Origin of the sequence: Nocardia pneumoniae NBRC 100136 (assembly GCF_000308755.1) — a bacterium.
Lineage (GTDB): Bacteria > Actinomycetota > Actinomycetes > Mycobacteriales > Mycobacteriaceae > Nocardia > Nocardia pneumoniae.
In genome coordinates this window covers 1-25,142 of record NZ_BAGF01000084.1, presented here as the reverse complement: position 1 = coordinate 25,142, position 25,142 = coordinate 1, and the positions used below count along the sequence as shown (strand labels likewise).

Below are 25,142 nucleotides of genomic sequence, written 5' to 3'. Positions count from 1 at the left end.
AAGAAGTACTTTTGTGTACAGTGGTCCTCGGCACCACAGAGTGCCTGGTCGGATTGCCTACCCCCCTGGGCATATCCGGCCTCGGGTTCGGCCGCCTACCCCCCTGGGCCGCCGACCCGCGGGCGGCGGAGACATCCCCCTGCTCTCCGCCGCCCCCTCCAAAATCCCGCTTTTCTTTCCGATCCCATTGCTCCGCTGTGTATCGTGGCCACCGCTCCGATCCTGAAAATGAAATCCTTTAGGCTCGGCCCGGGCAGAAACACCTCGGACAGGTAGGAGCGCGGTGAGCGACCACCACCATCACCACGATCACTCGGGACCGATCGCGATCGGCGCCACCGCGGCGCGCGTGGTCGTCGGGCTACTCACCGTGATCGGCGTCGCCGTCGTCATCGGTGCGATCGCCCTGTGGCCGAGCGAGCAGCACGTCGATATCCCGCTACCGATGCAGAACGCCGGTGGCGGCGCGGTACAGACCGAAGCCGGCACCGTGGTGATGCAGGACATCGGCCCGTGTGGCAGCCCGTCGCTGGGCAAGGTGTTCCCCGACAAGCCCGAGCCGCCGCGCAGCAACGCCTACTCCTGCCAGCGCAGCGTGATCGCGATCGAGTCCGGCCCGCACAAGGGCAACCGCACGTTGTTCGAGATCGCCCCCGGCCCAGGACAACCCGACCTGCGCGCGGGCGACGAGATCCGGGTGGTCCGCCAGACCGATCCGAGCGGAACGCCGCTCTACTCGTTCGAGGACTACTCGCGCGGACTGCCGCTCACGCTGATCGCCTTGGCCTTCGTGGTGGTGATCATCGTGGTGGCCCGCTGGCGCGGCGTCCGCGCGCTGCTCGGCCTGGTGTTCGCCTTCGCGGTGCTGGTGATGTTCCTGCTGCCCGCCTTGCTGGACGGCAAACCGGCGATCCCGGTCGCGTTGGTCGCCGGTTCGTTGATCCTGTACGCCGTGCTGTATCTGGCGCACGGGGTGAACCTGCGCACGAGTTCGGCGCTGCTCGGCACGCTGACCGCCATGCTGCTCGCCGCGGCACTGTCCTGGCTGACGATCGAGTTGACGAATCTGACCGGGCTCTCCGAAGAGCAGAACACCAACGTCGCCACGTATATCCAGCACGTCAGCATCACCGGGTTGCTGCTGGCCGGGTTCATCATCGGGTCGCTCGGCGTGCTCAACGACGTCACCATCACTCAGGCGTCGGCCGCGTTCGAGCTGGCCGCCATCGACGAATCCGCTTCGCGCCGTGAGGTTTTCGCCGCCGCCATGCGCGTGGGCCGCGACCATATCGCCAGTACCGTCTACACCCTGGTGCTCGCCTACGCCGGTGGGGCGCTACCGCTGTTGCTGCTGTTCAGCGTGGCGGGGCGGTCTATTCGCGACGTGCTGACCGGTGACGCGGTCGCGATCGAGATCGCGCGCTCCGCGGTCGGCGGCATCGCGCTGGCGCTCTCGGTGCCGTTGACCACCGGTATCGCGGTGCTGCTCGCCCGCCCGTTCGGAGCCAAGGAGCCGAGCCCGCCGCCGCGGTCGCGGCACGCTCGGCACGCGCGGGTCTGAGTGGGTCTTCTCGGCGGCCGTGCTCTCGGCCATGTGCGGGCGCGCGGTAGTGCGGCCGTCGACACCTGTGGAAACCGCCACGGGCCCGGACGACTGCGGCGACCATGCGTCAGGTGGCCGTCGGCGGTTCGCGGGCGGGACGCCGCCTGCGCGGCGGTCAGTTCACGGTGCGGCACTACGGGCAGTGATCTCGCTCACAGCCAGTCGAACCAAGGCGGGACGACACCGCAGTGCGTATTCGACTCAGCGTGGCGGCGGAGGAGGAGGGAAGGGAAAGACCCCCGGCGGGATCGTGGGAACCACGATCGGCGGAAGGCCGGGCACCACAATAGTGTTCGGGCCGGGCGTCGGCGGCGCCTCGCTGGTGGTCTGTCGCCGATTCGGAGGCGGTGCGGCGGCCGACTCGTGCGCGGGGGGTTCCGTTGTGCCCGGCGCGACCGCGATCTGCGGATCGAGGATCGTGGTGCGCGGCGCGGTGGTCGGCGATAACGAGGGCGAACCCTCGTTGGTGTGCGAATCGCGTTCCAGCACCTGCGGCCCGTAGCCGAGGCCGAGCCCGATCGCGGCGACCACCGCGAGCGCGCTCACCGTCAGCACGGCGCCGCTGATCTCGCGTTTGCCGCGCTGGGTCGGCGCGGATAACCACGCGGGCGAGAGTTCGTCGTCCAGCACCGGGCTCGCGGTGGGGGTCTCCTTGCGGACCGGCCGAGCCAACAGTGCGGCGCCGCGGGCCATCACGGTCTCCGGACTGTCCGGCACGATGACGGGCACGCCCATCCAGCGCTCGAGCACCTTGGCGACCAAGGGAATCCGGGCGCAACCGCCGATGGCGAGCACCCCGTGCACCGGACGGTCCGAGCGCACGATCACGTCGCGGGCCATCCGCGCCGACGACTCGATCGCCAACATGATCAACGACTCGAAGTTCTCCTGCGCCAGCAGCACCAAGCCCTGCTCGCTGGGCAGCGCCACCGCCGTGTTGGAGCTCAACTGCTCCTTGGCCTCCCGGCACAGCGCGTCCAGTTCGGCCAGGCCCGCCGCGTTCGGCGGGTGAGCGATCCGGCCGGACGCGATCTGTTGTTCGCGAATCAGCGAATCGAGATAGTCGCCGCTGATGTCGCTGGTGCGTTCACTGTGCCGAACTTCACGGGTCTGCGTGTCGACCACGCTCACCGACAGACCCGAGCTGCCCAGGTCATAGACGACGAGCGAGGAGATACCGCGGATATCGCCGGTGGCCTGCGCGAATTCGAGCGCGGCGACGATCTCCGGGACGAGTTCGTAGTTGGTCAGCTGCTGACGCGCCATGGCCGCGCGAATGGCGCGGGCGTGCTGCTCACTGCGGTAGGCGATCGCGGTGGCGCCGATTCCCGGAGTGGCTTCCAGAGTGACACCGATGGCTTCGGCCGCGAGTTCTTCCACGCTCTGACCGGCAACCGGAATGGTCTGCAGGTCGAAAGAATGCGGGGAGACATGCGCGTGGGGGTTGCCGGCATGCGGTCGCGCCATTCGGACAGCGCCGGCCCCCACCGAAACTCCCAGTACCGAACTCATCAGCTGCCCATCTCGTTAACACTTCACGACATGCGAGCCCGCACCGCACGTCGGCGGAGGAGGCGCGCTGGACGGACCCTACCGCCGGCGATCAGCTGTACTAAAGGCGGACTGGTCATCTGTCTGGCAGTAGCCCGCCTCGCTCCGCAACTCTACGGTGTGCCGAGTCCCGCGTACACCCATCCGGCGTCTCTCCAGGTGGCACGATTGAGACAGTTCCGGCCGTCGATGATCGAACGCGCCCGCACCACCCGGTCCAGATCTTGGGGGCGCAGCGCGGTGAACTCGTCCCACTCGGTGAGAACGAGCACGACGTCGGCGCGTTCGCACGCCTCGGCCACCGAGGTCGCGTAGTTGAGCGTCGGGAAAACCCGGCGCGAGTTCTCCAGTGCCTTGGGGTCGTACACGGTCACCACCGCACCGTGCAACTGGATCATGCCCGCCACATTCAACGCGGGAGAGTCACGGACGTCGTCGGATTCGGGTTTGAACGCCGCGCCGAGAACCGCGACGTTTGCGCCGAGCAGTGAGCCGCCGCAGGCGCGGGCGGCCATGTCCACCACTTTGGTGCGACGGCGCATGTTGATGTTGTCCACCTCGCGCAGGAAGGCCACGGCGTGGTCGGCGCCGAGTTCGCCGGAGCGGGCCATGAACGCGCGGATGTCCTTCGGCAGGCAACCGCCGCCGAAACCCAAGCCCGCGTTGAGGAATCGGCGTCCGATGCGCGCATCGTAACCGAGGGCGTCGGCCAGCATGGTCACGTCGGCGCCGGTCGCCTCGCACACTTCCGACACCGCGTTGATGAACGAGATCTTCGTCGCCAGAAAGGCGTTCGCCGAGACCTTCACCAATTCGGCGGTGGCCAGGTCGGTCAGCAGGAACGGGATCTCGGCGGCGAGCAGGTCGGCGTAGATCTCGCGCACCAGCTGTTCCACCCACCCGGCGGCGTCGCGGTCGCGATCGACGCCGAGCACCAGACGGTCCGGACGCAGGGTGTCCTCGACCGCGAAGCCTTCACGCAGGAATTCCGGATTCCACGCCACTTCCACCTCGGCGGGACTCAGCGCGCGGGCGCGGTCACCAAGCGCGGCCGCCGTGCCGACCGGAACCGTCGACTTGCCGACGATCACCGAAGGACGCTCCAGCATCGGGGCCAGCGTATCCACCACGGAGTGGACGTATTTCAAATCGGCGGCGTATTCCCCCTTCTTCTGCGGCGTACCCACGCCGAGGAAATGCACTTCCGCGTGTGCGGCGGCCTCGGCATAGGAAGTGGTGAACCGCAACCGGCCCGCGTCGAGATTGCGGCGCAGCACATCCTCGAGCCCGGGTTCGTAGAACGGCACCACGCCGTCGGACAGCTTCGCGATCTTGCCCGGGTCCACGTCCACCCCGATGACGTCGTGCCCGAGTTCAGCCATGCACGCCGCGTGCGTAGCCCCGAGGTATCCGGTTCCGAAGACTGTGCATCGCATGATCGATTGGTAAGCCCCGACGGTGGCCACGCCACGTCACCGAGGCAAGTGTCCGGGCAACAGCAGATGTACATGCGGCGACATCGATGGGACCGGCCCATTGACCTGGGCGGATCTGTGCGGCGCCCGGCTAGCATCGGCGTGGTGCGACGTCATCGGTGGGCCTCGGCCCTGCTCGGTGCTGCTCTGGTGGTCGCGGTTGCCGTGGTCGCGCTCTGGCCGGTCTACGTGCGTCCACGGACCGACCCGCCCGCCCCGGCGGACGCGATCCTCGTCCTGGGCGGCGCGCATGATGGGCGCGAACAACTGGGCCTGCGCCTCGCGCGCGAGGGGTACGCGCCGCGCGTGGTGTTCTCCAATCCTTATACCAACAGCGCGATGCTGAACCGCATCTGTCACGGCGGCTACAGCTTCGAGGTCCTGTGCTTCGACCCCGCACCGCGGACTACCCGGGGTGAAGGCAGGGAACTCGCCCGACTCGCCCGAACACACAATTGGCGGCGGGTCATCGTTGTCACGTTCACCCCGCACGTCTCCCGGGCCCGCTACATCCTGCAAAAGTGCTGGGCGGGAGAACTGCTCTTCATCGATCCGCAACCCAATCTCTCCGTGCCCCGCTGGGCCTATGACTACGCCTATCAGTCCGTGGGCTTCGCGAAGGCGTTCTTCGAGGACTGCTGAAGTCGGCACGATGTGCGGGCGGGCGACATCAGTTTGACTCGATGAGAGAATCAGCCGTACATTCTGTCGCGTGGCGCGGTGGCCGCCGCGGAAGCAACGGTGCGGACCCTCCGGGAGGGCAGATGGAATACGACTGGTCGGCGGAGGATCTAGCGTTTCGGGATGAGGTGCGCGCATTTCTCGCCGCGAAGCTGACGCCGGAATTGCGGCGGGCCGGGCGCTTTGCGACGAGCGTGTATCCCGACCACGAGGCGAGCATGGCATGGCAGCGAATCCTGCACGAGCGTGGCTGGGCGGCTCCCGCCTGGCCGGTGGAGCACGGCGGATGCGACTGGAGCCTGACCCAGCACTACATCTTCCATCGGGAATCGGCGCTGGCCGGCGCGCCGGCGCTCTCGCCGATGGGCATCAAGATGGTGGCGCCCGCGATCATCGCGTTCGGCACCGACGAGCAGAAGGCGTTCTACCTTCCGCGCATCCTGACCGGCGAAATCTTCTTCTGCCAGGGCTACTCCGAGCCCGAGGCCGGATCGGACCTGGCCGCGCTGACCATGGCCGCCGTCGACGACGGCACCGATTTCGTATGCACCGGCAGCAAGATCTGGACCACCCATGCCACCGAGGCGAATTGGATCTTCTGTCTGGTGCGCACCTCACGCACCGGCAAGAAACAACAGGGCATCACGTTCCTGCTGATCGAGATGACCTCGCCGGGCATCGAGATCAGGCCGCTGGTGATGACCTCCGGTGAACAGGTGCAGAACCAGGTCTTCTTCGACAACGTGCGGGTGCCCAAGAGCAATGTGCTCGGCCGGATCGATGACGGATGGACGGTGGCGAAGTACCTGCTCGTGCACGAGCGCGGGGGAGCGGCGGCGCCGTATCTCCAGGTCATGGCGCAGGACATCGCGACGGCCGCGGCGCGGCAGCCCGGCCAGGACGGCAATCCGCTGATCGATGACCGCGCTTTCGCGGCGAAACTGGCCGACCTGCGGATCCGCACCGAAGTGCTGGAAATCCTGGAATACCGCACCGTTTCCGCGATGGCGCGGGGCAAGGACCCCGGCCCCGCGTCGTCCATGCTGAAGATCCTCGCGACCGAACTCAGCCAGAAGCTCACCGAGCTGGCATTGGAAGCCGCCGGTCCGCGCGGGCGCGTGTACCAGCCGCACGCGACCGAACCGGGCGGGCCGATCGCCCGATACGTCCCGCCGGGCGACGGATACGTCAGTGGCGCGGACTGGCAGGCCGTCGCGCCGCTGCGCTATTTCAACGACCGGGCGGGCTCGATCTACGCGGGCAGCAACGAGATCCAGCGAAACATTCTCGCCAAAGCAGCATTGGGGCTCTGATGGACTTCACACTCACCGAGGAGCAGGAAATGCTCCGCTCCGCGATCGCCGGATTTCTCGGCGCCCGCTACGACCTGGAAGACAGCCGCGCGGCGGCGAAATCCGAGGTGGGCTGGCAGCCCGCCATCTGGCGGGGATTCGCCAACGAACTGGGGATTCTCGGCGCGACCCTGCCCGAGCGGGTGGACGGATCCGGTGGAGGTCCGGTCGAATTGATGGTCATCGCCGAGGAGTTCGGCCGGGCGCTGGTGGTCGAGCCGTTCATCGATACGGTGGTCGTCGGCGCCGGGCTGTTGCGACGCTGCGGTGGCGAGCAAGCCGACGACGTGTTGCGCCGGATCGTCTCGGGTGACGCCCGCGTGGCCTTCGCCGCGCTGGAGCCGACCTCCGGGCACACGCTGCACGACGTGTCGACCACCGCCTACCGCGACGGAGATTCGTGGGTGCTCGACGGCTCGAAGGTCGTGGTGACCGGTGCACCGCTGGCCACGCATCTGCTGATCACGGCGCGCACCTCCGGCGAGCGCCGCGACAAGGTGGGCATCTCCCTGTTCTGCCTCGAATTCGACGCCAGTCGCCCGCCTGCGGGAGTCGAGGTGCATTCCTATCGGACCATCGATGACCGGGTCGCTTCCGACCTCGTGTGCACCGGCCTGCGCCTGCCCGCCGACGCACTGCTCGGCACGGAGTCGGACGCCTGGACGGTCATCGAACCGACCATCGCGGAGGCGACCGCGGCGATCTGCGCGGAGGCCGTCGGATGCATGCGGAAAGTGCTCGCCGACACCGTCGACTACACCAAGCAGCGGCAGCAGTTCGGTCAGCCGATCGGCGGCTTCCAGGTCTTGCAGCACCGGATGGCCGATATGTACATCGAAATCGAACAAGCCATCGCCGCTGTCCATCTGGCGATCCATTCGTTGCGTGCCCCCGCCGTGGACCGCGCGCGGGCGGTGTCGGCGGCGAAAGTCACCATCGCGCGGGCGGCGCGGTTCGTCGGGCAGAACGCCGTCCAACTGCATGGCGCGATGGGCATGACCGAGGAACTGGCCATCGGCCACTATTTCAAGCGCCTCACCGTGATCGAGCACGAATTCGGTACCGGTGACGACCATCTCGCGCGGTACGCCGCGCTGACCAGGCCGTAGTTTCGCGGCATACCAAGCAAACGACAGTGCCCGGGTCCCAAGGGACCCGGGCACTGATTCGTTTGCCGGACGCCGTGCTCAGTTCTTCCGGCCGGGCGCCTTGGCGCCCGCTTTGAAGCCGAGACCGCCTGGCTTGGCAGCGGGGGGAGCGACCTCGGGCGCGCCGTTGCTGCCGTTGCTGGTCGGCTCCGGCTCGGCGGCGGATTCGGCCGGTGCCGCGGAAGCTTCCGCCGCGGGCGCGTTGTCCGGCGCAGCGGGAGCCGCGGCACCGGGTGCCTTCGGGCCGGGCCGCTTGAAGCCGGACTTCATGGCCAGACCCTTGGCGGGCACCGTCGGCTTCGTCTCGATCGGCTCGGCGTCGGTCGCTGCCGTCTCGGCGGGCGCCTCTTCGGCCGACGGGGCCGCGGTGGTCGCCTTCTTCGCGCCGGGTGCCTTGACGGCGCCCTTCATGCCGAGTCCCTTGACCGGCTTGGGTGCCGGAGCCTCGGCAGGCGCGGATTCCGTGGCCGGAGCCGCGGCAGCCTTCGCGCCGGGTGCCTTGACGGCGCCCTTCATGGAGCCTCGGCAGGCGCGGATTCCGTGGCCGGAGCCGCGGCAGCCTTCGCACCGGGTGCCTTCGCGCCGCCCTTCATCCCCAGACCGCCAGGTGCCTTGGCGGGGCCCTTCATGGCGAGGCCCTTGACCGGCTTGGCAGGAGCCTCGGTCGCCTCGGCCGCGGACTCGGCGGGAGCCGCGGCGCTCTTGGCGCCGGGCGCCTTGGCAGCGCCCTTCATCCCGAGACCGCCGGGTGCCTTGGCCGGGCCCTTCATCGCCAGACCGCCGCCGGTCGGCGCCGCCTTGGCGGGCGCAGGCGCTTCGGCCACGGGGACGGGTTCGGGCTCCGGCTCCGGCTCCGCCGCGGGCGCCTTCGGCTCCTGGATGACGGTGAGGTTCTCGGTCAGCACCGACGGCTCGACGCGCTCGATGGCGTCCAGCATCAGCTGGGCGACGTCCACCACCTCGACGCCTTCGCCCTCGCCCTTCTCCTGACGGGCGGTGACGCCGTCGGTGAGCATCACGCGGCAGAACGGGCAGCCGGTGGCGATCTTCGCCGGTGACGTGGTCAGCGCCTCGTCCACCCGGTCGATGTTGATGCGCTTGCCGAGCTGCTCTTCCATCCACATCCGCGCGCCACCGGCGCCACAGCACATGGACCGCTCGCCGTGCCGCGGCATCTCGACCAGGTTCGAGCCGGAGGCCGCCATCAGCTCACGCGGCGCGTTGTAGACCTTGTTGTGGCGGCCCAGGTAGCAGGGGTCGTGGTAGGTGACGTTCTGCGACACCGGCGCCACCGGAATGAGCTGCTTCTGGCGCACAAGGCGGTTGAGCAGCTGGGTGTGGTGCACGACCTCGTAGCTGCCGCCGACCTGCGGGTACTCGTTGTTCAGCGCGTTGAAGCAGTGCGCGCAGGTGACGACGATCTTCTTCTTGCGCTCCTCGACGCCCTCGAACACCGAGTTCAGCAGCTCGATGTTCTGCTGCGCCAGCTGCTGGAACAGGAACTCGTTGCCCGCGCGGCGCGCCGAGTCGCCGGTGCAGGTCTCCTCGGCGCCGAGCACCATGAACTTCACGCCCGCGGTGGCGAGCAACTCGGCGACCGCCTTGGTGGTCTTCTTGGCGCGGTCCTCGTAGGCGCCGGCGCAGCCGACCCAGAAAAGGTACTCGTAGCCGTCGAAGCTGTCGGCGTCCTGGCCGAAGACCGGGATCTGGAAGTCGAGCTCGTTGATCCAGTTCAGCCGGTCCTTGGCGTTCTGACCCCAGGGGTTGCCCTTGTTCTCCAGGTTCTTGAACAGACCGGCGAGCTCGGACGGGAACTCCGATTCGATCAGCACCTGGTAGCGGCGCATGTCGATGATGTGGTCGACGTGCTCGATGTCCACCGGGCACTGCTCGACGCACGCGCCGCAGGTGGTGCAGCTCCACAGCACTTCGGGGTCGATGATGCCGTTGACCTCCGCGCCGCCCACCAGCGGACGCTCCGCCTCGGCCTTGGCCGCCTCGGAGATCTTGGCCAGCTTCGCTTCGTTCGGGTTGCCCTCGGCGTCGACCAGGCCGACCTCGTCGCCGCCCATGTCCTTGCGGCCGCCGGCCAGCAGGTAGGGGGCCTTGGCGTAGCCGTGGTCGCGCAGCGACATGATCAGCAGCTTCGGCGACAGCGGCTTGCCGGTGTTCCAGGCGGGGCACTGCGACTGGCAGCGGCCGCACTCGGTGCAGGTGGTGAAGTCGAGCCAGCCCTTCCAGGAGAAGTCCTCGATCCGGCCGGCGCCGAAGGTGTCGGTGTCCGGGTCGGCGGTCTCCATGTCGACCGGCTTGCCCTTCGACATCATCGGCTTGGCCGCGCCCAGCGCGACGCCGCCGTCGTCCTCGCGCTTGAAGTAGATGTTCGGGAACGCCGAGAACCGGTGCCAGGCCACGCCCCAGGTGACGTTGCGGCCGACGTAGTAGAGGAACGCCATACCCGACATCAGCTTGATGAAGGCGAAGATCGACACCATCACCGGGCTGGCGGGCAGCAGCTTCGCCACCTGCATGGTGAAGAAGTCGGTCGCGGCGTCGGAGTGGTGATAGGTCGCGATCTTCCCGGCCTTGACGAAGATCATGCCGAGGCCCTCGAGCAGCACGATGGCCTCGATGACATAGGCCGGACCGAACTTGGAACCGCTGAACCGGGACAGGCGCTCGGGAAGCCGAGGATGGTTGAGCTGACGCAGGATGATCAGCGTGGTGATACCGACGACGGTGCCGATGCCGAGGATCTCGTCCCACAGGTGGTAGATCGCCAGGTTGCCGATGATCGGCCAGTGGAACGCCGGGTCGAATGTCTGCCCGTACGCCTCGAACCACAGCATGGCGCCGCCGAGGAAGCCGATCATCACCAGCCAGTGCGCCCAGCCGACGGTGCGGAATTTGTTCATCCGCGTGTGCGCGATGAACTCCACCAGCATCTGCTTGAACCGCGGGAAGAAGGGCCGCCAACGATCCGGCGCGGGCTGTCCGATCATGATGGCGCGCGCGATATTGCGGACGCCGCCGATGAACGACGCCCAACACAGGAGGCTGAGCGCCGCCCCAATCGTGCCCAGCGTCACTGTCAGGGCATTCATGTCGCGACCTTTCTTTAGAGGCACCACGAGAGCGGCCGGTCTGCTACCGCCTCGGTTGGCTCGTATCCTAACTGGCGGTAAGTTACCCGCCAGTAACAACCCCGTCCATCGTACGATCGACTTTTGGGCGATAGCCCCGCATGCTGGGGCTTGACCCATTATTTACCTGTGATCAATGTCACATTGTGTTCCGTCTATCATTACCGCTGGTCCGGTGACCACCACCGTAACGGCGAAGCATTCCGCCCGGTCTGGTAAGGATCGGCTTAGTCCCCATGCCTGATAAGGCATCTCGCTTAAAACGCGCTATTCCATTAGGCTCACGACGTTCTGATAGCCGTGCCCGTCTTCACACCGCTCGGGGAGGATCCGGAGCCGACCACCCGGATTTGTGGAAAGAGCTCTCGCGTGCTGATGACCAGCCGGTAATGACGACCTGATGATGGATTGGAAACTGAATGAAACTCCGCAGAACCACCGCGGCGGCCGCGTTGGTCATCGGTGCGATGACCATCGGTCTGGGGACGGCTCACGCCGACGAGCCGGCTCCTACGCAGACCGATTCCGGTGTGCTGTACTCGGTCAAGCTGGTCGATAAGACCGTCGTGGCAGCGCTCAAGGGAGGAACCTTCTCGGTGACCGAGAAGGAGGGCGCTACCGCTGACGAGCCGAAGACCACGGTCGCCAACGTGCGCGACGACAAGGGCAACACCCTGGTCTCGTTCCCGTTGAACGTCGATGTCGACGGCAAACTGGTGCCGGTCAAGGCCGACGTCAAGAAGGACGGCACCGTCCTCGAAGTCACCCCCGAGCGCCCGGCCGACCTGGTCGTCTCCGACAAGCCGGTCGTCGCGAAGCCGGTGGTGGCCAAGGACATCGCCTCGCCGATCGAGAACCAGCGCGCGCAGAACGAGTTCGCGAGCAACTTCGGCATCGCCACGGCCGTCGGTGGATTCATCGGCACCGCGATCGGCGCCGTTGTCGGCTGCATCTTCGGTCTTCCGCTGTTCGGCGTCGGCTGCCTCGCCGGTCTGCCGATCGGTGCGGGCATCGGCGGCATCCTCGGCACCATCGCGGTCGGTGGGCCGACGCTGGTCGCCGCGGGCGTCGAACTGCTGAACACGTTGCAGGCGCCGGACGGCACCACCAAGTGGGCCGAGAAGCCGGTCGCGGCTCAGCAGCCCAACTGATCTTTCGATCGACACGACGAGTGGCCCGCTCTCCCCGGAGAGCGGGCCACTCGTCGTTTCCGGCGAGGCCGCCGTCGTCAGCAGGTCAGATCGAGCATCCCCCGCACGACGACCTCGCCCAGATCCCGCCCGAGTATGCCGAACGAGCGCTCGACCATCTCGAACGTGCCGTCCTCGCGCACCAGCAGCACCGTGCTCGCCCTGGTGCCGTGCACGCTGTGCGCGATGAATCGGGCCGAGAGCGCCCGTTCCATCTCGTACGGAACTCCGGTATGCGGTAACGCCTCATCCGGCGCCTCGGCGCGATCGGCGAGCACATCGAAGTAGCGGTCCACCGCGCCGGGATCGCATCGAACGACCTCCCGCAGCTCGGTCATACCGGCCCGCACTTTAGGCCAGATGGGTTGTGGAGCAGCAAGATCTGCGTTCGGCTCGGTCGTCTCCGCGGAAGTGACGAACGTGCCGTTGGAGAGGCCGTGGAAGCCCGGAGCCAGCTCCCTCGGCTCCGCGGCGCTGCGGTTGGAATGCCACCACAGCGTCCGCAGGTCGGAGACCACCAGGTTGTAGCCGTTGTAGTCGTCGGGCGCCGCCGCGACATCGAGCAGGTACTTTTCCGGGCCGGGAAATTCGCCCGCCGGGTGGCGGTCGGAGGCGCCGCGCAGGAAGTCCATCAGCAACGCCCCACGGGAACGGGCGTCGGAGCGCTGGTCGTTGGGATTGCGCACATTCGTGACCGCCGCGAAGCGATTGTTGCCCTGCGGCTGTGCCGTGAGGCCGAGCCAGGTGCCGGGAGGTTCGCCTTCGGCCCGGCCGACGGCTCCGGTGTCGCGCCCGGCGATCAGGCCGGGCACTTCCGGCCACCGGCGCATGGACTCGGTCGGCCGGGTGTAGAACTCATCCCGGTTGGCGGCGACGATCAACCGGTATTCCGGGTGGGCGCGCCAGCCGATCAACACCAAACACATGCAGTCCAGCATGCCCGACCGGCACGGCACACCACGCGGCGTTTCCACCACCGGAGGCCGCGTAAGGGCAGCGGAAAGGACCGAAGACGGCGAAAAGGCCGACAGCCCAAGGGCTGCCGGCCTTTTCGCGTCCTGCTGTCAGTTGGTGCGCACGCGGAGCCCAGGGTTGTCCGAGAGCACGACGTGCACCGGCTGCGCGAACAACTGCGGCACGTTGCCGGTCAGCGCCCCGATGATGTTCGGGATCTCGCAGATCGGGTAGTCCGCCACCGACGACGCGCTGGAGATGCCCAGCGCCAGCCTGCCGGTCACGATCGGGCCGCCGCTGTCGCCGGGCAGCGCGCAGATGTTGGCCGAGAAGCTCTGGGTGAGCTCCCGTTCGCCGACCTGCACGGTCTGGTCGACGGCGTTGACCACGCCGCAGCTGAAGCCGGTGCGCGCACCGGACTTGCACACCGGAGCGCCGACGACCGGGGTGGCCACGCCCTCGATCGGGATCGGCGCCGCGCCGGGAGCCCGGACGCCGTTGTTGGCGAAGCGGTCCTTCGCCTGGTCGTTGATCCGCACGATCGAGTAGTCCTGCTCGCCGAGCACCGACTTCTGGAACACGCCCAGCTGGGCGCCGGCGCGGTCGCCGTTCAGCTCGTAGACGCCAGCGGCGTTGCCGGTGCCGGCCGACCCGATGTCCGGATTGCAGTGGCCCGCGGTGATATTCACCGTGTTGCCGTTGCGGTCGGTGCCGTTGAAGCCGAGCGAGCAGCGCAGCGAGCTGCGGCCGGCGATCGAGGCGAAGCCGTCGCCGCCCGCGAGCGGACCGCGCGCCTCTCCGGCGATCTCACCGGCCTGCATGGTGGCCTGTTCGCCGGCTATCGGCGGCGCCATCACGATGACGCGCGCCGGATCGATGAAGTTCGGCATCGGCAGGCCCGCCTGGTCGACGCGCACCGCGATGCTGTTGTTCACGGTGTCGACCACCGCGCCGCGCACCAGAGACCGCACCGCCTCCGGCTGGCCCTCCAGCCAGCGCTCGAACGCGCTCTTCTCGCCGCGCAGCGCCGCCTCGCTCTTGGCTACGTTGCGCACCTCGAATCCGGCCGATTCCGCCGCCTTCTTGGCCTCGTCGGCGCCGGGGCCCTGAGCCAGGGCCACGACCGCCTTGCCGGCCTCGTCGAGCCAGGAGCCGGCGAACACCGACGGGTACTGCCGCTGGGCGGTGGTAGCGAACGCGGCCACCTGCTGCGCGACTTCCGCGCGGTGCAGATACTCGTCGGGCGAGATCTTCAGATCGCGGACCACCGCGGCCACCAGTTCGGCGGGCAGGCCGGGCGCCTGATCGGGTTGAGCCGTCGCTACTGCCGCCGTGGGGCCGAACAGCAGGATCGCCGCCGAGGCGGCGATCACTGTTTTTCGGATTCCGGTCTGTCGCGCAGCTGATCGGGGAGGACCTATACGTGGCAGGAGCATGAGCAGACTATATGGGGTTCTGCCCGGTATGCCTACTCATCTTGTGTTCTTGGTTCCCCCGATAGCCCGCCGACCGCCGATATGTTCGTCGCCACATGCGCGGAGGGTGAAATCAGCCCGCGTTCGGCCGGGTGCGCACCGCGATGCCGCTGCCGATTCCGCCGCCGGAGGAGGCGTCGATATCGGCCAGGATCGCCCGGATCGGGATGCCCAGCGAGGCGGTGCCGCCGTACTGCGCCAAGCCGATGTTGGCCTCGTTGCAATTCGGCGCGTCCGCGGCGTTGGAACCGCTGGTGATGCCGAGCGCCAGCGTGCCGGACACGATCGCACCGCCGCTGTCACCGCCGAGCGTGCACGCCGAACTGGCGAACCCGCGCACGGTCTTGCTCTCGCCCTCCGCGGTGTAGAGCTGGGTCTCCACCCGGTCGGCCACGACGAAGCCGCAGGTGAACGTGGACGACTGGCCCGACTTGCATACCGGTGCCCCGGTGATCGGGTCGGCGGTGCCCGTGATCCACAGCGTGGTGCCGTTGGCGCCGCGCACCGAGGGCTGATCCATGCCCGCCCGCACCGCGCGCTCGTTCAACTTGATCACCGAATAGTCCAGCGCGGTCGGGCCACCGAGTGAAGCGCGCACGAAGGTGCCCAGTTCGGGGCTGGCCGGGATGTCGCGCACGTTGGGGTAGTAGACGCCTGCCTCCTGGTTGCCTTTGCCCAGGTTCGGATCGCAATGGCCGGCACTGATGTTCAGCGCGTTGCCCGCCGCGTCGACGCTGTTGAACCCGAACGAGCAGACATCGACCGCCTGCAACGACGCGTCGCGCAGCGAACCGGGAGCGCTGATGTAGGTGTCGCCACCCATCGGCCTGCGCTCGACCGGCCCCCCGCCGTTCGGCGACAGGATGACCTTGATGTTCGCCAGCAGGGTCGGCAGATTGAGCAGGTGGCCCGCGGGGGTGTTGGCGACGCTGAGCACCAGCTGGCTGTTCAGGAAGTCGATCGCCACCGAGTTGATCGCCTGCGAAATCTCCCGCGGCAAACCGGTGATCCACTGGTTGAGCTGCACCAGCGAGGTCTCCAGGCTGTCCGCCGAGACCGGAGCCAGTCTGGTCTGATAGCCGTCGGCCGCGGCGATCTTGGCGGCGTCCAGCGAGGTGACGGCGACGACGGGCTTACCGTCGGCGCCGATCCAGGCGCCCGCGTAGGAATCCGGTCGCTCCGAACGGAAGTCGCGCGCGTAGTCACGCAGCTGCTGGGCACGCGCGGCGCGGTCCAGGTACTCCGTGGGGGTCATATGCAGGTCGCGTGCGATGGCCTGCACAAGTTCCGGCGGCAGAGTGTCCGCGGCGAGCTGTGCCGGGGCCTCGGGTGCCGCCGAGGCCGCCGTCGTGCCGAACAAGGGAGCCAGGAGAACGGTCGAGGCGATGGCGACAGCTTTGACCGCGGCGCGACGCGCCACCAACTTGCGCATGAAGTCCCTTCGTCGGCACGCAGGTGCCAGCTAAATCCGTGGCCACGGACGTAATCCATTGGCACACAGTCTTCGTCCAGCAACTGACCGCTGTGGCGAAATTCATCCGACAACAGGGTCAGCGCAACACTCTAGGCCACAAACCCGGAAAGGACGCTACTAATCACCGACTACCCGGTATTCCCATGCCGGGGATGGTTGGGATCGGCGGTAGCTGGTACGGGTTGCGCGTGGTCGTGGTGGTCCGCGTGGTCGACGGAGGGGTGGTGGTGGGCGCAGTGGTGGTGGGCGGCTCGGTGGTCGTCGGGGTGGTCGTCTCGGGTGTTGTCGTCTCGGGGGTCACCACGGGCGGCTCGGGTTCCTCGGTGGTGGTGGCCACGGTGGACGGCACGATCGATGGCGGTGGAAGGGTAGGCGCCGATGTCTGCTCGGATTTGGCGTCGGGCAGCGGCGGCACCGGCGTCTGGTCGCCGTCGCGGAGCATCAAGGCGACCACGATGCCGCCGAGCACCAGCCCGACCGCCGCGGCTCCGGCGACCAGCAGCGGCGTTCGTTTCCGTTCCTTCGCCGGAGCGGGTGTCGGCGCGTCTGTCTCGGACACGGCCGCTTCGGTGGTCGCGACGGGTTCGGAGATCGGGATGGCCGCCGAATACGCCTGCGGTGGCGCGTCGGCGGCGGGCACCGCGGGGATGACGACGGTGTCCACCGTCGAGTTCTCCGCGGTCGACGGGTCCGGCGGGGTGGCTCCGGCCGGAGTGGCGAGCACGGCCGCCAGCGCACCGCGCGCCGCGTCATGGGCGAACGAGCTTCCGTACCCGCCGGTTTCGGCGCTGGGCAGCTCCCCCTCACTGACCAGCAGCACCGAGCGCAGGCCGAGGTAGTCCAGCGCATCGCGCAGCGAACGCACGTGCTCGGCGGGCCACTGGGCCGGATGCGTCGCGTAGAACTCGGCCGGACCGCTCAGATGTTCGGCGGCCAGGTTGATCAGGCAGAACAGGGCGGTCGCGACCAGATCCTCGGCGCGGTAGGCCTCACCCTCGTCGACCGGGATGCCGGTGGGGTCGCCGACGGCGCGCACGAATCCGGTGATCGAGTGGGAGTGCCCGGCCGGCGCGGGTCCGCCGAGGACGGTGTCGCCGTCGTCGGACATGTGCAGGATCGACTCCCGGACGATGTACCGCGGTTCCTCGTCGCCGTCGGTGACGATGACCGCCGTGCACTCGTCCTCGGCGACGCGCAGGCCCACCCCAGTGGCCATCCTCTTATACCTCGCTTCGGCGTTCCCGCTGACGGAACCGCACCCGGTCACACCAGAAGCGAGCCGTGTCCCATGGCGCGGAGCATCGACAATAACTCCGAACGGGAGCGGGCACCGACCCGGCGTCGAATGCGGGCGACGTGGTGCTCGACCGTCTTGGCGGAAATGTACAGGCGCGCGCCGATTTCCCGATAGGTGAGTCCGAGCAGTACCAGTTCGGCCACTTCGCGTTCGCGTTCGCTGAGGATCGCGGCCTGCGGCTTCGCGGGCGGCGGCGCGGTCGCCTCGCCGTTGCCGGCGGTCGCGGGCGTGGACGGCCGTGGCGGCATGTCCTGCGGCCGCGCTTCGGCGCGGACCGTGCGGGCCAGTTTGAGCAACGCGGTGGCCGTCGCCGAGTCGGCCGCCGCGAGCGCCGCCTCGCTGGCCAGCCGGGCGCCGTCCCAGGTCATGCCGATCTCGGTCAGCGCGGCGACGGCGGCCTGGACCGGTGCGGTCGCGACCTGGCCACGCAGCACGAGCACCCAGGTGCGGCCGGCGTCGGCGAGCACGGCGGCGTGCCGGTCGCCGTCCTCGGCCGCGGCCTTCAGGGCACGCGCGTGCGGCAGCAGTTCCTCGGGGCTCTCGTGCGCGATCGCGGCCTGTACGCCGTACCAGTGGAAGGCGTTGGACCAGGCAGGCGGCTCGTCCAGACGACGGAGCAGGGCGGTCGCGGCGTCCACCAGCGGCGCGATCCGGCGCTCGTCGCGCATCCGGATCGCCGCCAGCCACAGTTCGCCGATCGGCAGCAGGGACAGCAGATCGGCCTGCACGTCGTCGAACAGTGGATACGCCGCCTGCCACGCGCGGGCCAGTGCGGTGTGGTCGCCACTGCGCCGGGCGAGACCGACCTCGACGCCGTGCGCGAGCAGCCGGTCACGGACGTCGAGCTCGGAATGATCCAATTCGGCCACCGTCGCGGCGGCGGCGCGCTCGTCGCCGCCGAGCATCGCGGTCCACGCCGCCAGGACGTCGAGCTGATGACCGCGCAGCCCGCTCGCGGTGGCACGCCGCAAGGCGTCGCCCGCGCGGCGCGGCTCACCCGTGCCGAGCGAGAGCAGGGTCGCGATCGAGGCCGCTGTGCACGGCAGGAAGCGTTCCACCCCCGCGTCCGCGTGCGTCGCCTGCACCAGCGCCGAGACCGCGGCGGCGGTGCCGTTGCCCGGTTCGATGGTGTCCGCGAGCGCGGTCGCGATCAGCCGCGCGTGCGCGTCGGCCTCGGTAGGCGGCCACTGCGTCGCCGACGCGGACATCTCTTTCGCGCCCGCGGCGTCGCCTGCCAGGCACAGCACGGTCGCGCCGAGCGCCCAGTCCTGACCGACCCGGTCCGGCCCGAGCCAGGTGTACAACTGTGCCGCGCGACCGACCAGGCCACGGCGGGTCAGCACCGCCGCGCAGATCCGCACGGCGGTCGCGAGATCGGCGCCCGGCCGGTCGGTACGCGCCAGCATGGGCTCGGCCAGCCGCATGGCCGTCTCGCTGTCGCCGGCGCGCGCGGCCGCCTCGGCCCAACGCAGCGCGATCAGATCAAGTTCGGCGCCCGCGGCAGCCGCGGCTGCGTAATAGCGGACCGCATCGGCACCGGCCTTGTCCGCGGCGGCGACGAGGAATTCGGCCAGGCGGGGATCGCGGACACCGGATTCGGCGAGTTGCACGGCGGTGCGGTCACGCAGCAGACCCGCCTCCAGCCGGGCGCCGAGCAACCGGCGTTCGACCGCCACGAACCTGCGGTCGCCGAGCAGCGTGCGCAGCGGCCCGACGGCGGGCTCCAGCAGCAGGTCGGCGTCGGTCACGAGCGCGCTGGCCCTGGCTCGGTCGATGAGATCCTGCGCGACCGCCTGCTCCACGCCGAGCACCTCGGTGAGCTCGCTGGAGTCGAGTCCGGTTCCGGTGGTGGCGACGACGAGCGTTTCCAGCAGGTCGGGTTCCAGGTTGTCCAGCAGCCCGCGCGCCCACGCGGCGACGGCCGTGTCGACGGCGGCGATGCCCGCGTCCAGCCGAGCCGAGCAGGCCGCGGTCAGCGCGGCGACCACACCGCCGCGAATGCCCCCGGTCTGCAGGTGGATGTGCTGGGCGACCTGGCGCGGCACCATCATGCCCAGTTCCCTGGCGAACGGCGCCATATCCGCGACGCCGAGCGGGCGCAGGTCGACCACGCGACCCCGCCGGGCCACCGCGTCGGCCAGCATCCGCAGCCGCGTGTCGTGCGGGCGCGGCTGGGTGGCGACGACCACCGTGCGATGACCGGATTCGACGGCGGCGCAGAGATATTCGAGCTCGAAGTGGCCGAGCGTGTGGGCGTTGTCGATGACCAGGGCGGGGCGGGTGGCCTCGGTCGTCACCCCTGCCGTGCCCGCGGCGACCGCGCTCGGCGCGTGGGACACCACAGGGGAGCCATTGCCCGCGTGGGCGTGCCGCAGGGCGGCGGTGTCGTCCTGCAGTGGGACGCCCCGGGCGCGCAGGCGAGCCCGGATCTCCGTGAGAAGGGTCGACTTGCCGGTTTGCGAGCGACCGCGGATCAGGTAGACGACCGGCTGCTCGTCGACGGATTCCAGGTCGCGGAAGATGTCGCGGGCGCAGGGGAGGGTGTCGAAGGCGATATCAGCCACCGGAGCCTCCCAGGATCTCGCCGGGCGCGCGCAGCACCGTGCCGACCGAGTCGCCGACGCCATCGATGGTGTCGTTCAGCACGCCGGTCGGCAGGCTCGGCGCGCTCGGCAACGTGGGCCGCGGCTGCTGCTGCGTGGGTTGCGGGTTTGTCGGTGCCGGTGCGGGAGCAGGGGAAGGCTGGGGCTGGGGTTGCGGCTGAGGGGCAGGCTGGGGCGCCGGGGATTCCGCGGGAGCGGGCTGGCCAGGAGTTTGCTCGCTGTTCGCAACGGTCGCGGTGCTGCCTTCGGCGGCGGACGAGGGCGAACCTGCTGCTTGCGAAGCGCCGGTTGTCGGGCGACCCGCCGATGTCGCGGAGCCGGTGGCAGCGACACCGGTCGCGGGGGCGGACGGATCGCCCGGCCGCGCTCCCGTCGTGGCGGCGATCTGCGCCGCGCCGGTGGTCGACTGCTCGGTCGAGGCGGGATGGCTCGGGCCCGACTGGATACCGGTGCCGATCGCGAGCGTCCCGCTGGCCAGCAGGCCGATGGCCACGGCGGCCCCCGCCACAACGGCGACGCGCCGTCTGCTCGTCGCCGGGCGGCGTGCCGGGGGATCCTCGGGCAGCGCCGCGATCCTGGATGCGGGGAGTGCTCTGGGCTGCGGCACGGTCTCGTCCTCGTCGTCCGGGGCGAGCAGCGGAAGCTGATCCGTCTCGGCGGCGAGCAGATCGGCGGCCAGCAGCGCGGCGCCGCGTGCCGCGGTGTGCTCCGGGTCGGGGGCGGCGACCACAGGCAGCCCGAACTCGGAGGAGATCAATTCCGCGACCAGCGGGATCGCGCCGCCACCGCCGGTGAGCAGAACGCGGCCGATATCGCCGATCTCGAGGCCCGCGCGGTGTACCGCGTCGCGGATCAGATCGATAGAACTGGACACCGGTCCGCGCAGCAGGTCTTCCAGTTCGCCGCGCACCAGACGCACGGTGCTGCCGTGCGGGTCGGCGGGATCCACCCGGACCGGAACAACGGTCGCCGTATTTATGGAAAGCTCTTCTTTCGCTTTTCTGCAGCGCTCGCGCAAAGCCGACAATTCGCGCTCGACCACCGGGTCGAACGGATCGAAATCCGCGTCGAGTGCGGCATTTGCCAAGACATAGCGCATGGTCAGCAGATCGAATTCCGCACCGGCCACATCGGTGTTGCGCAACGGCGTGCCGAGCAGGCTGGCGTGCTCGCCGGTGCGCACCACCGAGACGGTCAGCCCGGTCGCGCCGAGATCGTAGACGACCACCGCGCCGTCGCCGGACCTGCCGTGCGCCGCGTCCAGCCAGCGGATCGCGGCGGTGGGCTCAGGAACCAAGGTCACCTCGCCGAGCCCGGCTCGCTCGAGCGCGTCGCGCTGGATCTCCACGGTGTGCCGCGACCACCAGGCCGGATGGCAGGCGACGATCGCCTCGGTGGCGGATTGCCCTGTGTCGGCGGCGTTCTCGTCGATCAAGCATCCGATCGCGGTGGCGACCAGGTCGGGCGCGGAATAGGAGGAGCCGTCCTCGGCGAGGATGGCGACCGGGTCACCGACCCTGGCCAGGAAACCCTCCAACACGACGTCACTGGAATGGCGGCCGGTGACGCGAGCGCCCGAGCCGAAAGTGGGCCCCATGTCCTGCGACAACCGCAGCACGCTCGGATGCGCGCGTAGGTAACCGCCGCCGGACGGGCCGATGCCGTCGTCGCCATCTTCCGTTGCCGCCACGGCGACCGAATTCGACGCCCCGACAGTGATGCCGAGCGCCAGGCGCTGTGTCATTCGAGAACCCCGTTCGAAAAGCTGTCTGGTCCGGTGTCGCTGCTGTGTAGTTCCGAGATGCGCAGGTCGTTGGAGCTACGCCGACGCAACCGTTCTGTCGGTAGCTGGTCATCAGCCGTTACTTCGTTAGGGGAAAGGTTGGGGCAATTCCCCTAATTTCGCCCGCACCCCTACCGAGTACCCCCGCGGGGTCGTAGGGGTTCGCCCCGTTTCGGCGTAACGGGATGCGCTCCTAGCGTGATTTGCATTCCAACGACTGCGGATCATCGAGGTCCGCCGGATCTCAGGAGACGAATCTCATGACACCCAACGCGATTCTGGAGTTCATCCTCAATCTGCTGCGGAACGACGAGGCCGCGGTCGCTTACTGCGCCAACCCCACCCAGGCGCTGGCCGCCGCCGGGCTGAGCGCGGTGACTCCCGAGGACATCACCCTCTGCGCTCCGATGGTTGCCGAGTCGGCGCTGGTCACCGGCGGTTCCCAGCTGCAGGCGATTGTGGCGGCGGGCGCGCAGACCGGTGCGGCGGCCGCCGTGGGCGCGGCGGGCACCGTGGGTGCGGCCGCGGTCGCGAACGCGGGTGTCGACCTGGGCACCGACCTGGGCGTCGACCTCGGTGTGGGCGGCGGCGCCGGTGTCGATCTGGGTGTGGGTACGGGCGTCGACCTGGGCGCGGGTCTGGACACCGCGATCGACACGGGTCTGGAGATCGGCGCGGGCCTGGGTGGCGGGCTGGCCGCCGGACTCGACACTGTGGTGAACGCGGGCGCCGACCTGTCCGCGGCCGTTGGCGGCTTGCTCGGGGCGGGCGCCCAGGTGATCAGCGGTATCGGTGGCGGCGCCGACCTGGACGTCGACCTGTCCACCGGCTTGGCGGGCGCGGGGAACATCGGCGCCGGCCTGGAGACCGGCGTCGCCACCGGCATCGACGCCGCCATCGGCACGGGCGCCGACCTTTCCACCGGCCTGGAGGGCGCGGTGGACGCGGCGGCGGGCCTGACGACAGGCCTCGGCGCGGGCCTGGAAGGCGCGCTGAACGGAGCCGCGGGCCTCGGCGGCGGGCTGCAGGGTGCCGTGGACGCGGCAGCCGGTCTCACCACCGGGGTAGACGCCGCCTTGGACGCCGGTGCGCAGGCTGGCGCCGATCTGGGCGCAGGTCTGGGTGGTGCGATTGATGCGACGACCGGCTTGACGACCGGTTTGGGCGCGGGTCTCGAGGGTGCTGTAGACGCGACGACCGGTTTGACGTCCGGTCTGGGTGCGGGTCTGGAAGGCGCCGTGGGTGGTGCGGCGGACGTGACCACGGGTCTCGGCGCGGGCCTGGAGGGTGCTGTGGATGCGACGACTGGTTTGACGACTGGTCTGGGGGTTGGCCTGGATGGCGCGGCGGGTGCGACCACGGGCTTGGGGGCTGGTCTGAATGGCGCGATTGATGCGACAACCGGTCTGACGACCGGCCTCAGCGGCGCTTTCGACGGCGCCGTGGGTGGTGCGGCGGACGTGACCACCGGTCTGGGCGCTGGCTTGGGAGGGGCTGTCAATGGCGCGGCGGACGTGACCACGGGTCTCGGTGCGGGTCTGGAGGGCGCTGCGGATGCGACGACCGGTCTGGGGGTCGGCCTCGATGGTGCTTTGGATGGCGCCGCGGGCGTGACCACGGGCTTGGGCGCTGGTCTGGATGGTGCCGTTGGTGCGGCTACCGACATGACCGGTGGCCTCGGTGCGCAGGCGGGTGCGGGCTTGGAGGGCGCCCTTGGTGCCACGAGCGGCCTCGGCGCGAGTCTGGGAGGCGCTGTGGACGGCGCGGCTGGCATCACCACCGATCTCGGTGCGGGTCTGGAGGGCGCCGTGGGTGGCGCGGCCGGGTTGTCGACCGGCATCGGTGGGGCTCTCGGCGGTCAGGCTGGCGCTGGGCTCGACACGGGTTTCGGAGGCGCCGTGGACGCGACCACGGGCCTGGGCACGGGACTTCAGAGCGCTGTCGGCGGAGCAGCCGACTTGACCACCGATCTCGGTGTTGGTGGACAGGCTGGCGTTGGTGCAGGTCTGGAAGGCGCTGTGGATGCGGCCGGTGGTTTGACCACAGGCATTGACGCGGCGTTGGGCGCTGGCGGTCAGGCTGGCGCGGGCCTCGGGGGCGCTGTGGGTGGTGCCGCCGACCTGACCACGGGCCTGGGCGCTGGATTCGAGAGCGCCATTGGTGCGGCGAGCGACTTGTCGGGCGGTCTGGGTGCGGCGGGGCAGGCTGGTGTCGGCGCGGGTCTGGAGGGCGCTGCGGGGGGTGCCGCGGACGTGACCTCTGGCTCGGGCGCGGGACTCGAGGGTGCTGCGGGTGCGGCGACTGACTTCTCGGCGGGTCTGGGTGCTGGCGGTCAGGCTGGCGCAGGTTTCGGGGGCACTGTGGACGGTGCCGCGGACCTGACAACCGGCTTGGGCGGGGGATTCGAGAGCGCCGTTGGTGCGGCGACTGACTTGTCGGCCGGTCTAGGTGCTGCGGGGCAGGCCGGTGTCGGTGGAGGCTTGGAAGGTGCCGTGAATGGTGCTGGTGGTTTGACCACGGGTGTTGACGCGGCGCTGGGCGCTGGCGGTCAGGCTGGCGCGGGCCTCGAGGGTGCCGTGGACGCGGCGAGCGGATTGACCACGGGCTTCGGTGCTGGCGCGCAGGCTGGTCTCGGCGCGGGTCCGGGGGGCGCTGTGGGCGGTGCCGCCGACGCGACCTCTGGCTTGGGTGCGGGACTCGAGGGCGCTGCGGGTGCGGCGACTGACTTCTCGGCGGGGCTCGGTGCTGCGGGGCAGGCCGGTGTCGGTGGAGGCTTGGAAGGTGCCGTGAATGGTGCTGGTGGTTTGACCACGGGTGTGGATGCGGCGCTGGGTGGTGCCGCGCAGACGGGGGTGGGCCTGGGTGCGGGGGCCTCGACCGGATTGCATGGGGCCGCAGACGCCGGTGCGCAGATCGGCGGCGGACTGGAGAGTGGTTTGTCGACCGGGATCGGCGGCGCGCTCGGGGCCGGAGGCCAGGCGACCGGCGGGCTGACCGGCGGAATCGATACCGCGGCGCAGGGTTCGGGCAATTTGAGCACAGGAGTCGGTGGCAACTTCTCCTCTGCCGTCGGCGGTGCGGGGAATCTGGGGACGCAGGCGACGGCGGGTCTGGAGACCGGGCTCGCGACGGGACTCGGCGCGGCCGTCAGCACCGGCGCGGAACTGGGTGGCGGCCTGGATGGTTCGCTGAACACCGGAGGACAGTTCGGGACGGGACTGGAAAGCGGACTCGGGGCGGCGCTCGACGCCGGGGGCGAGGCGACGACCGGTCTCGGCGGAGGATTGTCCAGCGGCGTGGACGGCGTTCTGCACGCTGGTTCCGGTCTCGAGAGCGGCCTCGGCGGCGCCTTTGACGCAGGTGCGCAGGCTGGCGCTGGACTCGGTGCCGGTCTGTCGGGTGGACCCGACGCT

The 25,142-nt window shown here is 69.5% G+C and carries 14 protein-coding genes and 1 pseudogene; 6 read left to right on the top strand and 9 right to left on the bottom strand.

Annotation, left to right across the window (positions count from 1 at the left end):
• Positions 1-283 precede the first annotated feature (283 nt).
• Positions 284-1,561, top strand: coding sequence for a YibE/F family protein (locus ON34_RS26915; protein ID WP_040784670.1), 1,278 nt, complete (start codon positions 284-286; stop codon positions 1,559-1,561).
• Positions 1,562-1,804: 243 nt separating this feature from the next.
• Here the strand turns inward: ON34_RS26915 and ON34_RS26910 are convergent, their stop codons facing one another.
• On the bottom strand, positions 1,805-3,115 hold the full coding sequence (locus ON34_RS26910; RefSeq protein WP_505848563.1) for a DUF7159 family protein: 1,311 nt from the start codon (positions 3,113-3,115) through the stop codon (positions 1,805-1,807).
• A gap of 152 nt (positions 3,116-3,267) precedes the next feature.
• Positions 3,268-4,590, bottom strand: coding sequence for a UDP-glucose dehydrogenase family protein (locus ON34_RS26905; protein WP_040784667.1), 1,323 nt, complete (start codon positions 4,588-4,590; stop codon positions 3,268-3,270).
• A 144-nt stretch (positions 4,591-4,734) separates the two neighbouring features.
• Between ON34_RS26905 and ON34_RS26900 the strand changes: the two genes are divergently transcribed.
• From ON34_RS26900 to ON34_RS26890, 3 genes are all read left to right on the top strand, one after another.
• The gene (locus tag ON34_RS26900) at positions 4,735-5,271 is read left to right on the top strand and encodes a YdcF family protein (RefSeq protein WP_040784962.1); all 537 of its coding nucleotides are present in this window, start codon (positions 4,735-4,737) and stop codon (positions 5,269-5,271) included.
• Between the two features lie 122 nt (positions 5,272-5,393).
• On the top strand, positions 5,394-6,623 hold the full coding sequence (locus tag ON34_RS26895) for an acyl-CoA dehydrogenase family protein (protein ID WP_040784666.1): 1,230 nt from the start codon (positions 5,394-5,396) through the stop codon (positions 6,621-6,623).
• Positions 6,623-7,771, top strand: a complete 1,149-nt coding sequence (locus tag ON34_RS26890; protein ID WP_040784664.1) for an acyl-CoA dehydrogenase family protein — start codon at positions 6,623-6,625, stop codon at positions 7,769-7,771. Before ON34_RS26895 ends, ON34_RS26890 begins: the two co-directional genes overlap by 1 nt.
• A 78-nt stretch (positions 7,772-7,849) precedes the next feature.
• Here ON34_RS26890 and ON34_RS26885 read toward each other — a convergent pair.
• Positions 7,850-10,914, bottom strand: a pseudogene (locus ON34_RS26885) ((Fe-S)-binding protein).
• A gap of 458 nt (positions 10,915-11,372) precedes the next feature.
• Here ON34_RS26885 and ON34_RS26880 point away from each other — a divergent pair.
• Entirely contained in the window at positions 11,373-12,104 is a 732-nt protein-coding gene (locus ON34_RS26880; RefSeq protein ID WP_040784661.1) for a DUF8020 domain-containing protein, read from the top strand.
• A 77-nt stretch (positions 12,105-12,181) separates the two neighbouring features.
• On the opposite strand, the gene ON34_RS26875 is transcribed toward ON34_RS26880, so the two are convergent.
• The 6 genes from ON34_RS26875 to ON34_RS26850 form a co-directional block, all read right to left on the bottom strand.
• The gene (locus ON34_RS26875) at positions 12,182-13,069 is read right to left on the bottom strand and encodes an NRDE family protein (RefSeq protein WP_040784960.1); all 888 of its coding nucleotides are present in this window, start codon (positions 13,067-13,069) and stop codon (positions 12,182-12,184) included.
• A 138-nt stretch (positions 13,070-13,207) separates the two neighbouring features.
• Complete coding sequence (locus tag ON34_RS26870) at positions 13,208-14,470, bottom strand: S1 family peptidase (protein WP_245548214.1); 1,263 nt, start codon at positions 14,468-14,470, stop codon at positions 13,208-13,210.
• A 175-nt stretch (positions 14,471-14,645) separates the two neighbouring features.
• Positions 14,646-16,004, bottom strand: coding sequence for a S1 family peptidase (locus tag ON34_RS26865; protein WP_040784646.1), 1,359 nt, complete (start codon positions 16,002-16,004; stop codon positions 14,646-14,648).
• 163 nt (positions 16,005-16,167) lie between these two features.
• Positions 16,168-17,262, bottom strand: coding sequence for a hypothetical protein (locus ON34_RS26860; RefSeq protein ID WP_040784644.1), 1,095 nt, complete (start codon positions 17,260-17,262; stop codon positions 16,168-16,170).
• Between the two features lie 47 nt (positions 17,263-17,309).
• Complete coding sequence (locus ON34_RS26855) at positions 17,310-19,907, bottom strand: LuxR C-terminal-related transcriptional regulator (protein WP_040784957.1); 2,598 nt, start codon at positions 19,905-19,907, stop codon at positions 17,310-17,312.
• On the bottom strand, positions 19,900-21,690 hold the full coding sequence (locus ON34_RS26850) for an Hsp70 family protein (RefSeq protein ID WP_051023173.1): 1,791 nt from the start codon (positions 21,688-21,690) through the stop codon (positions 19,900-19,902). The genes ON34_RS26855 and ON34_RS26850 overlap by 8 nt, the downstream gene beginning before the upstream one ends.
• Before the next feature lie 299 nt (positions 21,691-21,989).
• Here ON34_RS26850 and ON34_RS38180 point away from each other — a divergent pair.
• Positions 21,990-25,142: IniB N-terminal domain-containing protein (locus ON34_RS38180; RefSeq protein ID WP_051023171.1), on the top strand; the 3,153-nt coding region annotated here is incomplete at its 3' end.